Source organism: Treponema vincentii (genome assembly GCF_018336815.1).
Taxonomy (GTDB): Bacteria; Spirochaetota; Spirochaetia; order Treponematales; family Treponemataceae; genus Treponema.
In genome coordinates this window covers 1,627,551-1,643,118 of record NZ_CP050497.1, presented here as the reverse complement: position 1 = coordinate 1,643,118, position 15,568 = coordinate 1,627,551, and the positions used below count along the sequence as shown (strand labels likewise).

The 15,568-nt window shown below is 45.7% G+C and carries 9 protein-coding genes, 1 tRNA gene and 1 pseudogene; 5 read left to right on the top strand and 6 right to left on the bottom strand.

The window, feature by feature from the left end:
- The first annotated feature begins 22 nt into the window (after positions 1-22).
- The 4 genes from GWP40_RS07355 (at position 23) to ispH (ending at position 5,183) form a co-directional block, all read left to right on the top strand.
- On the top strand, positions 23-1,960 hold the full coding sequence (locus tag GWP40_RS07355) for an alpha-amylase/4-alpha-glucanotransferase domain-containing protein (protein WP_212564802.1): 1,938 nt from the start codon (positions 23-25) through the stop codon (positions 1,958-1,960).
- Between the two features lie 25 nt (positions 1,961-1,985).
- Complete coding sequence (locus GWP40_RS07350; RefSeq protein WP_212564801.1) at positions 1,986-3,068, top strand: 3-dehydroquinate synthase; 1,083 nt, start codon at positions 1,986-1,988, stop codon at positions 3,066-3,068.
- Positions 3,065-4,138, top strand: a complete 1,074-nt coding sequence (locus GWP40_RS07345; RefSeq protein WP_230974325.1) for a cysteine desulfurase family protein — start codon at positions 3,065-3,067, stop codon at positions 4,136-4,138. The genes GWP40_RS07350 and GWP40_RS07345 overlap by 4 nt, the downstream gene beginning before the upstream one ends.
- A 136-nt stretch (positions 4,139-4,274) precedes the next feature.
- On the top strand, positions 4,275-5,183 hold the full coding sequence (ispH, locus tag GWP40_RS07340; protein ID WP_212564800.1) for a 4-hydroxy-3-methylbut-2-enyl diphosphate reductase: 909 nt from the start codon (positions 4,275-4,277) through the stop codon (positions 5,181-5,183).
- A 161-nt stretch (positions 5,184-5,344) separates the two neighbouring features.
- Here ispH and GWP40_RS07335 read toward each other — a convergent pair.
- A tRNA-Val gene (locus GWP40_RS07335) sits at positions 5,345-5,418 on the bottom strand.
- A gap of 82 nt (positions 5,419-5,500) precedes the next feature.
- On the opposite strand from GWP40_RS07335, the gene GWP40_RS07330 reads away from it, so the two are divergent.
- Positions 5,501-6,427 (top strand): ribonuclease Z, encoded by a 927-nt coding sequence (locus tag GWP40_RS07330; RefSeq protein WP_212564799.1) that lies wholly within the window; start codon positions 5,501-5,503, stop codon positions 6,425-6,427.
- A gap of 50 nt (positions 6,428-6,477) precedes the next feature.
- Here GWP40_RS07330 and GWP40_RS07325 read toward each other — a convergent pair whose 3' ends face one another.
- The 5 genes and pseudogenes from GWP40_RS07325 to gatA form a co-directional block, all read right to left on the bottom strand.
- Positions 6,478-7,734 carry a fibronectin type III domain-containing protein gene (locus GWP40_RS07325; protein ID WP_212564798.1) on the bottom strand — a complete coding sequence of 419 codons (1,257 nt, stop codon included), beginning with the start codon at positions 7,732-7,734 and terminating at the stop codon, positions 6,478-6,480.
- A complete protein-coding gene (locus GWP40_RS07320; RefSeq protein ID WP_212564797.1) occupies positions 7,724-10,495 on the bottom strand; it encodes a FecR domain-containing protein in 2,772 nt (923 codons plus the stop codon). Before GWP40_RS07320 ends, GWP40_RS07325 begins: the two co-directional genes overlap by 11 nt.
- Positions 10,461-12,371 carry an adenylate/guanylate cyclase domain-containing protein gene (locus GWP40_RS07315; RefSeq protein WP_212564796.1) on the bottom strand — a complete coding sequence of 637 codons (1,911 nt, stop codon included), beginning with the start codon at positions 12,369-12,371 and terminating at the stop codon, positions 10,461-10,463. The genes GWP40_RS07320 and GWP40_RS07315 overlap by 35 nt, the downstream gene beginning before the upstream one ends.
- 262 nt (positions 12,372-12,633) lie before the next feature.
- Positions 12,634-14,109 (bottom strand): Asp-tRNA(Asn)/Glu-tRNA(Gln) amidotransferase subunit GatB, encoded by a 1,476-nt coding sequence (gene gatB, locus GWP40_RS07310; RefSeq protein WP_212564795.1) that lies wholly within the window; start codon positions 14,107-14,109, stop codon positions 12,634-12,636.
- A pseudogene (gatA, locus tag GWP40_RS07305) lies at positions 14,106-15,567 on the bottom strand (Asp-tRNA(Asn)/Glu-tRNA(Gln) amidotransferase subunit GatA). Before gatA ends, gatB begins: the two are co-directional and overlap by 4 nt.
- Between the last annotated feature and the right edge of the window lies 1 nt (position 15,568).

Here is a 15,568-nt window from a genome sequence, read left to right as displayed (position 1 = left end):
TTGTTTTAGTAAGGATGATCCTGTGAATACCTCGAAGAAAAATGTACATTTATGCTTTTGCGTACAGCTTTCCATCTCCTATTTGCAGCAGATTGATAAAAATGACATTGCATCGCTGTATAAATCTTTTTTTTCCGGTATTCAAGCGGAAGAAAAACTGCCTCTGACTATTTTTGCAACAGGCAGCTTTTTAGAGTGGCAGAAAGGGAAGCGTCAAGCATATACGATGTTGCTTAACAATATGCTTTCCCGTAAGCAAATTGAGCTTCTGGGCGGAGGATATTACCAGCCCTATCTCTCGCTCTTGTCGGCTCCCGATGTTATCGGTCAAATTGAGATGATGACTTCTGCTATCCGTACCCATTTCGGAAAGCGGCCACGCGGTCTTTTTTTAACTGCTTCTGCATGGACACCGTCATTGATTACACCGTTTACTCGGTGCGGTATGGAATATTGTCTCCTCGATTATCGCCTATTTCCTCAATATAGAGAACAAAATAATCAAAATGCTGATTTTTCTCCTGCAATTGTTGAAGATAAAGGAAAAACGATAACCGTATTTCCGTATATTCCCGATGATCTTGATTTTCTAAACCGTACACCGCAAGAATTTTATGATAAATTAGCAAATGCAGCCTCATCTACCGGAGAATCGATGTATCTTCTTTTCTTACCGGTTAAAACTTATATAAAATGCCTCGAAAAGAATAAAGATGGGCAGAACTGGTTTTCTTCTTTTATTGATATATGTAATCAACCGGATTCGGTCATACGGCTTACCCATACGGCTGAATTGATGAAGCGGCGGCGCCCGCATCTGCCGGTATACGTCGATTCAAATACCATTCTTTGCGATACTCCGACAGGACATGCGGTAAAACATACCATTACGCTGCAGCGTGATGCCTTTAAAATTTATTCAAAAATGATGTATGTGAATATGTTAGCAAACGGTATGAAAGGCGATAAAGCGCGTAAAAAATATGCCTTGCAAGAGCTATGGAAAGCGCAAAACGCAGAGCTTTTCGCGCTGGAACCTTGTATCCCCGAATACCATAACGAATTACGCTGTATTGCCTATCGAAAACTGCTTGTTGCCGAAAAACAAACGCGGCTTCCGGGTATATTTACCGAAGGCCTTACCCGATATGATATCGATATGGACGGTTTTAAAGAAGTCTTATCGCAACGTTCATCATTAAATATGTATGTGCATCATCACGGCGGGAAGATTTTTGAATGTGATGTATTCTCTGCTTATAAAAATTATTCCGATATGCCGCTCGAGCATTCGGGGATGTTTATCGACTATCTCTTATCGGAAGCAGCCTTGCAGCGCCTCCAAGATGGGCTGCCGGAAGCGCTTACAACCGTATTTTCCGATAATACCTATCAAGAAACCGAAATTAATACAATCCGCTCTGAGCTGAAACTGTCAACTTCCGGTTTATTTGATTCCGGTATCAAGCAGCCGGTTTCTCTGCGTAAACAATACACCTTTTTTCCCGAAGGAACACAGGTTCAGTACATCTTAAAAAACGATAGTCCTTTTAATCTTTCCGCTTATTTTGTTGCTGAAATTGATATTGCCTTGGAGGAAACCGATTCTATTGTGCCTTCTTTATCGTTGTATGACTGTGATGATAATCAAAAGAAAGAACGCTGTATTACGACGGAGGCATTCAATAAAGTGTCATGGATACAGCTTGAAGACCCCGAAGGAAAGATCCAGTTTACAATGGAAGCAAATGAAGTACCCGGTCTTATCGTTATTCCTGTTTACGGTATCTGCAAAAGAGCAGCTAAGCCGGTTAGACAGCTGATACGCGGTGTGCGAATGTTTTTTTATTGGCGGACGGACTTAAATCCTAATTATGAAACGGAAAAACTGCTCTGGTTAAAAATAAAAAATAGAAAAACATCGCGAACGGCGGCTCCGGCAGCCTCACACACCGACTAACGTTTAAAACTTTAGCAAAAAACCGATGAAACAATTACCACAATCGTTTTCGTTTTCTACGCCGCACGGAACTACGCAGGTTTGGTGGCACTCGGATACCATCCGGCTCCCTGAACTTTCGGAAGAGAAGGGGAGAGTAGACGCATTGTACGTATGCGACGAGCATACGCTCCCTCTTTTACGGCAAGCTGAAAATTTTTCCGCTCAAGTGCCGCTGGTAGTGCTGTCGGCAGGAGATGCTGCAAAAAACTTAAAAAATCTTGCGCTTATTGCCGAGAAAGCTGCCGAATATGAACTTGACCGGCACGCTTGTTTTATTGCGTTCGGCGGCGGCGCAGTGTGCGACATAACCGCCCTTGCCGCTTCACTCTATATGCGCGGTGTCCGATGTATTCTGGTGCCGACAACCGTGCTCGCAATGGCTGACGCAAGCATCGGCGGCAAAACGGCAATTAACCTTTCCGGTTATAAAAACCTTATCGGTACGTTTTACGCCGCCTCATCGATTATCCTCTGTTTTCCGGTACTCCGTTCCTTACCGGAAGCCGAATATCGCTCCGGCCTTGCAGAAATACTGAAAACGGGAGTCCTCTACGATACCGAACTGTATCAAATGTTCGTAACCCAGCATGATGAGATTGTCCGCAGAGATAGCGCCTGCATTTCGAAGCTAATTCGCCGCGCAGCGGAGGCAAAAGCTCGGGTTGTCGAGCGGGATTTTACCGAACAAGGAGAACGCGCTTTCTTAAATTTCGGACATACCTTTGGTCACGCACTCGAAAGTTTAGCCCATTTTTCCATACCGCACGGAGACGCCGTCGCATGGGGTATATCCCGCGCCTTAGCCGTAGGTCTCCGTTTGCAACTCACCGATAAAGACTATGCTGATGACTTTACAACAATTCTTAACCGTTACGACTGGTGCACAGATTCTGTCTACTTTAGTAGACGGTTTAAGGATGGTTCTTTTGCTGATGCGATTATCGCACGCATGAAAAAAGATAAAAAGAACCGCGGAGGGGTGATCCGGCTTGTTCTTCAGGAGAATATCCTTAAAACACAGGTACGCGAAGTTGATACTTCTATAATACGGGAGGTACTGATATGATTTATCTGGATTGGGCAGCATCGGCAATGCCGTACACCGACGAGATCGAAGCCGCTTACCGTGAAGCAACGGCTGTGTTCGCAAATCCTTCGGCTCAACACCGTTTCGGAAAAGAGGCACGGGATATGCTGGAAAAAGCTCGCAGCCGCTGCGCCGCAGTGCTCGGAGTCCCTGCCGAAACGCTCTATTTCACCTCCGGCGCATCCGAATCAAACAGCCTCGTACTCCTTTCATTATTAACCCGTCCGGCAACCGGTAGTCTTGTTATCAGCACTATCGAGCACCCGTCGGTGCGGGAACAAGCCGCTGTCTTGGAGCACTGCGGCTGGACAGTTTTAACCGCACCTTCCGATAAGAGCGGCTGCGTTACCCCCGATGCAGTGCTCCATACGCTGCGGGAAGATACCATGCTGGTTGCAATTATGGGCGTTAACAACGAGATTGGTTCTGTGCAGCCGGTTCGCGACATTGCACAGGCTCTCAAAGCACATACAGCCGGAAAAAGACCCGTTCATTTCCATGTTGACATGGTGCAATCGATCGGGAAATTGCCCGTAGCGGAGCTTGGTCTTGCCGATGTGCATTCCGCTTCGATGAGCGCCCATAAGATCGGCGGTCCGCGCGGTATCGGACTATTATACTTAAAACAGCCCTTAAATTCCGGAATCCGCGGCGGCTCACAGGAGCGCAATATTCGGCCAGGAACGGAAAATCTTGCCGGAGCCTGTGCGCTTGCCCGCTGTCTTGAAACAACATATACGGATTTTCAGCAAAAATTTGAGCGGGCAGGGGAGTTGTCGCAATTTCTCATCGAAGCATTGTGCCGAATCCCCGAATGTTCGATTATCCCTGCTGCAAGAGCGTCGGTCGAAATATCGAATGACACAGTACCGAATAGTACTAAATGCGCCCCTACATTTTCACCGTGGATCATACAAGTAAGTTTTAAAAATATTCCGGCAGAGATTATGATGCGATGTCTCTCCGATCGCGGAATCTTCATATCGGCCGGCTCAGCGTGTTCCTCAAAGAAAAAAAGTTCGACCGATACTGGCTGCTCTTTCCGTTAGTCCCGAAATTGCGCAAAATGCCGTACGGATTTCCATCGGACATAACACGGAAAGAGGCGAGCTGGAACAGTTTGTTGCTGCTGTGAAAGAAATCGTCAAAGATTTTAATTAAGACTCAAAGGGAAAAAAGTATAAAATGATGCAATCCGATAGACCGTATCCGCAAGAACAGCATCGGCAGGTGAAGCGGGCAAAAGTGCTCGGCTACTGTATGGGAGTGCGAAGGGCGGTAGAGGCGGTATATCGCGCCCTTGCCAAGTATCCTGACAAAACCGTTTATACTTATGGTCCGCTTATCCACAATCCGGTAACGATGCGCCTTTTAGAAGCAAAGGGTGTGTGTATTGTAAACCCCGACGAGGAGCTTAAATCGCAGATTATACCCGACTCGCCAATTATTATCAGAGCACACGGCATTGCCCCGCAGAAACGACAAGAACTAATAGACTGCGGGGCAATTATTATCGATGCAACCTGCCCCCGCGTTATCGCAAGTCAACTGAGGGCTGCGCAGTATTCCCAAAAAGGGTATACGGTTATCCTTGCCGGAGATAAAAATCACGGAGAATTGATCGGGATTAAAGGATACGCCTTGTCAGTGCCGGATGGTAAGTGTATTACCGTGCAGACGGCGGCGGAAGCGGAAAAACTACCGTATGACGGAGCGCCTACCGTTCTTATTGCCCAAACTACCATTAAGCGGAAAGAATACCGTGCAATCGCCGAAATCCTCAATAGCACAATTTCTAACCTTACTGTTTTGGAAACTATCTGTCCGGCAACTGACGAGCGGCAGGAGGCGCTCCTAGAGCTCATTAAAGAGGTTGATGCAATCCTCGTTATCGGCGGCGGTAATTCCGCCAATACGCGCCGTCTGTTGCAAACCGCCCTCGACAGCGGTAAGCCGGCTTGGCTTGCCGAATCCGCCGATGATATTCCGCAGGAAGTTTACCGATATAGTACAATAGGCCTCGCTGCCGGCGCTTCAACCCCCGACAGCAGTATTAACGCAATCGAAGAACGACTACTAGACAAACCACTATGAAGTATGGTATAATATTTAATTAAATCTATCAATAATGAGCGTTCTGTCTACTAGTGATTGCTATTATAAATAATAAATTAAATCTAAGAGAAACCTGTGAGCAAAGCTTACTTACTAAAAGCCGCAAACCTATCCTATTCATCAGCTTATTCTGGCGGGATTGGGCAATGCTGGAATCGAACCAGCGACCCCAAGCGTGTCATGCTTGTACTCTAACCAACTGAGCTAATTGCCCGCATTCGATAAATAACAAAAAAGAGTTTATCTTATTTTACTATTTACGTCAAGCCCCAAAAAAGGTATACTGTTTTCCAGCTATGAATCTTGAAGCGTTTATCTTGGGTTGCGGAGGCATGATGCCTTTACCGTACCGCCATCTTACTTCGGTGCTGCTTCGCCGTGAGGGCGATTTATTCCTTTTTGATGCAGGTGAAGGTACGCAAGTTTCCCTACGCCGCCTAAATCTCCGATGGAAAAAAATCAATGCCATCTTTATCAGTCATACCCATGCGGATCATGTAACGGGATTACCAGGAATTCTGATGCTATCGGCGCAGGTTGACCGCGATGAGCCGCTCTACATTATCGGTCCGCCGAAAATTAAAGAATATGTTGAAACAAGCCGACAAGTGCTCGATATGTATATCAATTACGAAATTATCATTCAAGAAGTTACCGAACCCGGCATTGTGTATAAAACCGATGAATTTCAAGTGCGGGCGTTTTGGCTCGAGCATACCAAGCCATGTCTCGGCTACGTATTTGAGGAATTTCCCCGTCCGGGAGCCTTCGACCCCGAATCGGCACGTAGGCTTAATGTTCCGTGCGGCCCACTCTGGTCAAAGCTGCAGGCAGGATTAGCAGTAGAAGCGGCAAACGGTACTGTCGTAGAAAGCAGCCAAGTGCTCGGCCCGCCTCGAAGCGGCAGAAAATTCAGCTTTGTAACCGATACAAAATATCTACCGACTATTGCACCGGAGGTTGCAGGATCCGACTTCTTAGTCTGCGAATCCATGTTTGCAAAAGGTATGGAACAAGATGCTGCCGAAAAAAAACACATGACTTGTACGCAGGCTGCCCGCATCGCACGAGATGCTGCAGTAAAAAAAATGGCGCTTATTCACTACAGCCCACGTTATACGGATTATGACTTAAAACAGCTTTTAAAAGATGCACAAGAAATATTCCCCAATACGGTCTTATCAAAAGATCGGATGGTAGAAACGATTGAATATCAAGATTAAGCACCGGGCGTCTCTAAATGCTCATTGAGTTCTTAGAGATACCTGAGCTTTTAGAATTCCCATCCGATACCTAACTGAGGTTGGATAATATATGCTGGGAAGCCTTTTCCTTGTTTAATTTTTCCTATATTGATTGGAATTGGAATAACATGATCGATATTGAATTCAACATATAGTTTTTTGTATACGTACACATATAAAGCCGTACCGGCGTTGAACGTCAATTCCGCAGACCATCCCTTTGGGCTTGTCAGTTTTTCCGTTGTATTAGCAGTATTATAGGTAAACTGCGTATTTACGAGAAACATCGTACCAAATCCGGCATGTGCATCGAACACCAATCGATGTTTAATAATCGGTACAAAATATGCGGCGTTTAAACTTGCAAATAGCAATCCCCCACTCAACGTATACCCGTCGGTCTTATTTCTTAAATAGGCTCCGGAACCGGTAAAATTAAAACCGAAATTCCCGTAAAACCGCTTTATCGGAGCAACAGTTAGCCGTATACCACCCGCCAAAGGTGCAATATTCGTATTGAAATAGTCTTTTTTTGATAATACTTGATTTCCGATAAAGCCATTAAAAACATAGTTGCCGGAAATAAATATATCAATTGGTTTTTGAAATCGAAATATGATATCATCTTTTTCCGCTAAAAGATCGCTCGGATCGACTGCTGCAAAGGTATAGGTACCCGGATTGGTCTTCATAAAATCAAAGGCGACAACTGCATGGGTACCGTTGTCTTTTATCTCAACAATAGTTCCGTGTAAAACCGATCCGCTAAAATTATTTGTAAGAATAAAGTCCGTTTCTTCATGGAAATTTTTACCGGTTATGGTGAGTGTTTGTTCTTCCAGCTCATCGAAGTTGATAACTTGCGGAGAAACCGAAGTAACTTCCGGCTGATAAGCGATTCGAATAGCAAAATTACGGTATTCACTCGCCTCTTCTTTTTGCCCTAAAAGATTGATAACCCGCACGCGAAAACGATAATCCCCCGGAGGCAAAGAAACGTCCGCATAATTCGTTTTTACGGTACGTTTATCTATTGCACGCCAGACCTTTGTTTTTTTATCCCGCTGTTCCAGCTCAAATTCAAAACCGAAAATATCATCCAACGCTTCCCAAGAAAGCCGCTGCACAAGCTCGACACCTTTATCGGTTTCTTTAAGAAAATAATTTTTCTTTTCATTCTCTCCTTTTTTTGATTCCTCTACAGGGGAAGAAAGCTCTTGCGCCGATAATGAGATAAAACAAAAAAAGAAAATACCGGCGAGTAGCAAACCGTACTTATTTTCCATACAAAACTCCCGTCTCGTCCGTCGATACCGCTCTTGCCTTAGGTATATCTATTTGGAAACGTACACGTGAAACAGTCCCGTCTTGGAATACTTTTCCATTACTTAACCGCCGCTGAGCTCTTACTTCTGCAGAAAAAGTACCACGGGATAAACGCGCAATGTCTTTAAAGTTGACTGCCGGATCTTTTGCCTCATCTGCACGGATATCGGCCGTAAATATTGAGCGTCCTGAAGAATCCAAAAGTTTAAAACGATAATGGGTGGCATCATCCACTGAACGCCATCTAAACTCGATAGTTCGGTTTGACTTAAAGAAAGCAGCATCCAATACGGTATCTGCTTTTGGGAAACTGAATGCAGCAGGCGGAAGCGGCGGTATCGGTAGAACGGTAAACGCGAATCGCTTACGCGATGAAATGTCAAAACCTTCCGGTACAACAGCTTTTATTTCCCATGTATATTTTCCCGACTCAAGCGGAGGTGCTTGCACCTTTAATGCAGGGTTGGATGCTTCAAACACCGGTTTTGCGACACCGGATTTTCTTAATATAAGCGTTGATGAAGAGGGCGGAATAACTGATTCCCATTCAAAGCTGAAAGGATTCAAGGCCGCTTCAAGTCCGCCGATTTTTGCGCCGTTGGCAGGATAGACAAGTTCAACGGGTCTTAAATGCTTAAGAACAAAATCATGGTCAACTGCAAGCCCGTACCGTCGCGTAGAAGTTACGGATGCAGCGGCAAACCCCTGAATACTAATACGATAATTTCCATCTTTAACATTCTGTAAAGCTATTTCAACTTTCGTACCCGTAATAAATAAATTCTCGTATACCGGCGAATCTTCATTACCGATTTTTATAATACGTACTTGATAATAATCAGCCTCCTTAACAGACGACCACTCGAATTTTGTTTTACCTTCGGGGAATACAACGAGCATATTGCCGACATCGAACAAGGTCGGCTTTGCCAATGGAGAAGCAACGGTAAAATGCTTTGTTTCAGCTTTTAAAAAGCCGGCCTCACTATCGGCGACAACTCGCCAATACCACTGACCTTGCGGTAAAGAGATACCTTCAATGCCGTTACCGGATGTTTTAACGTCGGCAACAAGCTTCGAGAAATCTTTTGAGGCAGAAACTTGAAAATGCTTTTCAGTTTCGACATTTGTTTTCCACGTAAAACGGGTATCGGGACACAAGGTATCCGCAAGCACATATCCATTCGGCGGGAAAATACCGCGCAATGAATAATCGGTATTAACGGTTTGAAATTTAACGGGCGCTGAGGCAGCCATCTCGGCTCCCTTTGAATCGATCCCTGATACCGTCCAATAATAATCACCGTTCGGCAGAAGCGCTGCAGCATCGTCAAGTTTAAAAGAGTTTGATTCAACCACCCTATCGACAACAATAGTCTTCATTTCAGCGTCTTTTGCAACTTTAAGCCGATAAGATTTCGTTTCGGAGATATTTTTCCATGCAAAAGACATCTCTTTTCCGCGCGAGGTCTCTGCTGTTGCTTGAGGGAAAAGCACCTGCGGGATTTCAGCTATAGCGGCTTGTTTTTCTATATGAAAGAACGCTGTTTTCGATGGCTCAGGTGCATTTTCGACACCGATAAGATATCGAGGGGTAACACGCCAGTACCATGTACCTTCAGCAAAGTCAGACAATGTAAGTGACTGCGTATTGACAAACCGACTTAATTGGGGATTTTTCAGGTCAGGATTGTCGGCAACTTCCAATAGATAAGAAGCGACAAGAGAATTGCCCTCCCATAAGAAACGGATAGCAGGGGGCGCCGCAGTATAGCTATACTCTGCTTCGAGAGCGGGTTCCAATAATACCGGAGCAGGGGCAGCGATGATATTCACCTTACCGGATTGCACATTCGCATCAGACGATCCGGTTGTAGCAGAATAGAGCCGCCAATAGAAAGATATACTCTGTTGCGTAAGCGTATATTCCGTCAGACCGGTAACCGTATATTTTTGAACTTCATCGGAAAAATTACTGAGTGGAGAAGTTTCAAGTATTAATTCTTCACCGGCAGGCAAAGAGCTTTGCCATTGGAAGGGTACATCAACGCCGTTTCCGCTTTGATTGAGTAATCTTACATTTTTACCGGGACTGACTACTACCAGAGGCGCTTGTATTCCCGTCTGTATAACCGAACCTTGTGTCAGCAGCTCCGATTGTGCTCCTTCCTCCTGTCCGGTAACGGCGGCTTCACCTTTTTCTACAACGAGCTGCAGATTTCCCTCGCCGCTTTTATCCGCACGGAACGAAGAACCTTTTGAAATCTTTGCAGTCGTGTTTTCAGAACTAACCAACATGTTAGAAGAATCCGAAGTTTCAACCGATACGAGCCCATTCGTCAGATCAATACGGGATTCTTCGTTGTTGACAAATACCTGAATCATCGTACTCGAACCGAGCTCGACAACGTTACGATCAACAAAATACAAGGTTGCTTCCGCTTCAGGGGACGTACGTATGGTATCACCGTTATATACGGGAGAATTCTGCTGCGGGCGATCCCAAACGGCGCGGTCAAGGAACTTGCGCTGAACCGACTTATATTTAAACGTAACCGTTGCAACCGGTGTCTTATCGTTACGTGAAAACGTTCTATTTAAATTCCTCACAAATAAAAATGAGCAAATAAAAATTATCAATAGACAAAGGGCTACAACGGAAATATCCGCACCCGTATTTTTAAAATTAGGATTGGATTTTGTATTTTTTCTCGTCTTCATTAAGATTTACCTTTGCAAAATCGGGAATAGGAATTCCCAATACGTTTCTAATCTGATTAAGACTCGTCGGGCCTTTTTCACCTGCACCCGGGATACCTTTTTCGTTGGGCATATTGATGACCGCAAACATACGGAGCGGCTTCTCTTTTCCTTTTACGGTAACCGACGGCATCTCTTCTACCAGAACCTGATCATGTACCAGCTTGTAAGTGTATTCAGTGATAAGAATATCGGTTCCCATCGGCTTATTCAAAGCTTCCGTTCGTGATGCAAGGTTTACCGCATCACCGATAACCGTATATTCCATACGCTTCTGAGAACCGATTTGTCCTGCAACAACGGGTCCTGAATTAATACCGCATCCGATGCGGATAATCGGTTTTTTATCCCCTCCCCGTCCGCGGTTAAACTGCATAAGCGCCGCTCGCATACGGAGCGCCGCACGGATACAGTTCAACGCATCTTCACGTGGAGAGCCGGAACTTGTCGGCGCACCCCAAACAGCCATAATCGCATCGCCGATAAACTTATCAACGACGCCGTGAGTATTGGTGACACATTCAACCATCTGCGTCATATATTCATTTAAGAAACCGACAACCTCAAACGGTTCGAGTTTTTCGGAAATCGCAGTAAACGAACGAATATCGGAAAAGAAAATCGTCGTCTCTTTCGTTTCGCCACCGAGCGCTAACCGCCCCTGCGCTGCAAGCTCTGCGATCTCTTTATTGATAAATCTACCAAACGAATCCTTTAAGCGCTCCCGTTCTGCAAGCCCCTTCCCCATCTGCACAAAACTTGAAGTTAAAAGCCCAATTTCGTCTTGTGTCTTCGGTTTTAAATCGAGCTCATATTCACCCGCTTCAATCTGATGAGCGGCAGCGGTTAAAAGTTTAATCGGTGTGCTAATGGATTTTGATAGGAACCACACGAACATTGCCGAAAGCGCGAGTACGGCGATGCTTAAATAGAGGTTTCGTTTCGCCGTATCATTGACAGGCTCAAGCACTTGGGCAGCTTCTGCAGTGGTAAGAACCGCCGCATCTCCAAGCGAAAGCCGTGTATATGAACCGAAGTATTTTTTGCCGGTATCATCCCGAAACAGCATCTGCCGGTTGGTATCGCCGTTTTCGCGCATCTGAGTAAAAAGCGGAAAAGAGGCTACATTTGCACCGCGGCGGATAAGATCAAAATCGGGATGAATAAGCACATCGCCCGTATCGTTTACGAGGTACGTTGTTTGCAACGTTCCCTGCCCAAACCCATCGGAAAGTTTTTCCACAGAAAAGAATACCGCAAGTCCCTGTGCAAGGCCTTTTTCTCTATAGGGATAAAATAAGACCAACATCGGCTGATTAAAAAGCGGAGCAGCGTTGAGAATTTTCATAATCCCCTGCTCTACTTGAGCAGCAGCTTCTCGTTCCTGCTTTAAAAACGTTTCTACGAGTGAAGGCTCCAGCTCATGGGATAAAAAAAACATCGTATTCAGCAGCGTACGGTCGATACCGTCGGGACGTCGTGAATCGGTAACCAGAACAGCCGCAACCGAAGGGTTGCGTTCAAAATAAAACGCGGCAGCTTGCTTTGCAAAACTGCTCGAGCTTTCGGCCGTATTGATTAAATCTAAAAGCAAAAAAGCATTTGCTCTAATAGACGCAAGTTCGTTTTCGACGGAACTTGCCGCCTGCGCATTGACCGTCCGATTGTTTTCTTCGGCAGTGATTTGGACATCTTCGCTCCCGAACCATGTTACCAATAGGGTAATCGTTCCAAGTGCAATAATAAGTAAAATGGAAATCATCATAACCAATTTTACCGCTATCGGAAATTTTACTTTTTCCTTTCCAACAGTATGCGTGTTTTTTTGTTCTGACATTTATTTCTCCGCATTCGGAAATGACCACCGTTTTCCTAAAGAAAGCTCCATCATCCGAATTTTTACATTAGTACACAATATTCCTTATTATTCTATTATAACTTCCTATTTATCGCAAGGTAAATAGGAAAAGAAATATGAAACTTAAAAAAAAGAACCATGGTTATTGTCCTTTAATATATGTAACGCCGCCGGTATGGTACTATACGCCTTCTAAAAATACACTTCTTAGAGAGCTTTTTTGCTTCTTTTTGTAATGCAGTTATAGTGCTGCCAGTTTTTTCCGTACCAGTTCCGTCGTCTGGTTGGGATTTGCTTTGCCTTGCGACTTTTTCATCACCTGCCCCATCAGCCAGCCGGCGACATTGGTTTTGCCCTTTTTCCAGTCGGCGATAGCTTGTGGATTTGCTGCAAAGACTTCATCCACCAGTTTCTCGATAACACCGGTATCGCTTACTTGTGTCAATCCCCTATTTTTGATGATTTGTTGCGGATGTTCGCCACTTTCCAGCATCTCAACAAACACATCCTTTGCCTGCTTGCTGGTAATAGTCTGTGCATCAAGCTCATTTACCAGTTCGGCAATATGGCCGGGGCCGAAGGGCAGCTGCTCAAGTCCGATATGCTTTTCATTTAATACCGCAAGAACTTCCGCAAGTACCCAGTTAGCAACTTTTTTGGGATCTTTTGTTTGAGCGGCGGCAGCTTCAAACCACTCTGCCAAACTCCGCTCGGTTGTCAGCGTTTCCACATCGAATTGAGAAAGGCCGTACTCTTTTTTAAACCGTTCCCGTTTTGCAGCCGGAAGCTCTCCAACGGTTTTACATACCGAATCGATGTATTCACGGCTCAGCATCAGCGAAGGAATATCGGGTTCGCGCATAAAACGGTAGTCAAGCGCAGAATTTTTTGTGCGCTGGATAACGGTCTTTCCGCTCGGTTCATCCCAACCCATCGTACGTTTAAAATCGGCTGAATACTCTTGTCGGTCGGTTTTAAACTCTTCGAGCTGCCGCTGCACTTCATACGCACAGGCATCGCGTACCGTTCTAAATGAGTTCATGTTTTTAATTTCGGAAATCGGTGTGCGGTACTCTTTGCCGTTTTCAAATACCTTCAGGTTGATATTCGCATCGCAGCGCATCGCGCCTTCTTCCAAATTACCGTCGGTAACGCCGATAAATTTTAAAATTTCCCGAATTGTCTGCATATACTGCGCTGCTTCTTCGGGGCTTTTCATATCCGGCTTGGATACGATTTCGATAAGCGGAACCCCGCAGCGGTTATAGTCTACATAGCTATGCGCTCCTTCGATGTGAAGGCTTTTACCGGCATCTTCTTCAAGGTGAATGCGTTCAATTCTGATTGTCCTCATCTGCGGCGGTTCATTGGGAGCTGCCATATTGATTTCAACCTGACCGTTTTCGCAAATCGGTTTATCGAATTGGGTAATTTGATAGCCTTTAACCAAGTCGGGATAAAAATAATGTTTGCGGTCAAACTTACTGAATTCGTTAACGGTACAGCCGAGCGCAAACCCTGCTTTAATACCGAGTTTCACATATTCATCGCCGATAACGGGCAAGGCGCCGGGAAGTCCCAAACAAGCCGGACAAACACGGGTATTCGGCATTCCGCCGTAACGGTTTTCGCAAGAGCAAAAGGCCTTTGTCTTTGTTAACAGTTGGCAGTGAATTTCACAGCCGATAATTACTTCGTAGGATAATTCCGAACTCATACCCGTGCCGCCTCCAACGTTTTTGCCAATCGTAAGATTTTTTCTTCAGAAAGCTTCGCGCCCGCAATTTGCATACCGATCGGGCGGCCGTCTTGTGCTTTGCCCGCAGGTATCGACAGCGCCGGAATATGGGATAAATTAACAAATGTTGTAAATAAATCCGAAAGGTACATCGCAAGCGGATCGTTTACACGCTCCCCGAGCTTAAATGCCGGTGTCGGCGCAGTCGGACAGAAAATAAAGTCGTACTGCTGTAAGACCGCCCCGACCTCTTTTTTCCATACGGGCGCGGACACGGAGCGCACTTTCATAGCAATCTCCCGACAGATGATGCGATAATACATAGTTTCCGGTGATAATGCGCCGTTTTACCTCGCGGCCGAAACCGGCAGAACGGGTTGCACAGTATAATTCGTCGTATCCCTTTCCCGGATCCTCGCGTAAGCCGTAGCGGATTCCGTCAAAGCGGGCAAGATTGCTTGATGCCTCGGAAAGGGCTATTACGTAATACGTTGCGATTGCAGATTCAAGAACTGGTACGGAAACGGAGTCAACTTGAATACCTTTTGACGCAAACCAACTGCGGCATTTTTCAAATATTGCCGCAACATCCGCATCCAAACCTTTCGCTTGCGTAAATTCAACCGGTAATGCAATGCGGAGTTTTTTTAACTCGCTGTCGGTGTAGGGCTGCAAGTGTGCGCAGGAAGAAAAATCATATTGAATACTCGTTTCATCATGCGGGTCGGCGCCTGCTGCAACGGAAAGCCCCAAACCGACATCATCCACACAGCGGGCAAAAAGCCCTACTTGGTCGAGTGAAGAACCGAATGCAACCACACCATAGCGGCTGATAGCGCCGTAGGTCGGTTTTAATCCATAGAGGCCGCAATACGAAGCGGGAAGCCGCACGGAACCGCCCGTTTCCGTACCAAGCGCAAACGGAACTTGAAAGCCTGCAACTACCGCTGCGGAACCGCCCGAACTGCCGCCGGGCGTCAGCGCGCGATCTACAGGATTATGAGACGGCCCGTATACCGAATATTCGGTGGAAGAGCCCATCGCAAACTCATCCATGTTTGTTCTGCCAATCGGTATTGCGCCAGCCTCCGTTAAACGGGTAATAACCGTTGCACTATACGGGGCTCTGTAGCCGTCCAATATTTTACTGCAGCAGGTACAGAGCTTTCCGCGTATTGAAATATTATCTTTTACTGCAAAGGGCAAGCCTAATAGCGGCTTATCAGTCCCCTTGCCTTCTTTCCGCAATGCATCGGCTTTTTCCGCTAGAGCTTCCGCATCGTCAAAAAACTCAATAAATCCATGCAACGGCGTCGTTTGCTTTTCATCCGCCTGATATGCTGCCTTTAATGCACGAACGATGTCAACGGAAGAGACCGCCCCTTCTTCCAAGTACGTTTTTAATTCGGCTAAACTTGCCGTACAAAGATCTTTCATG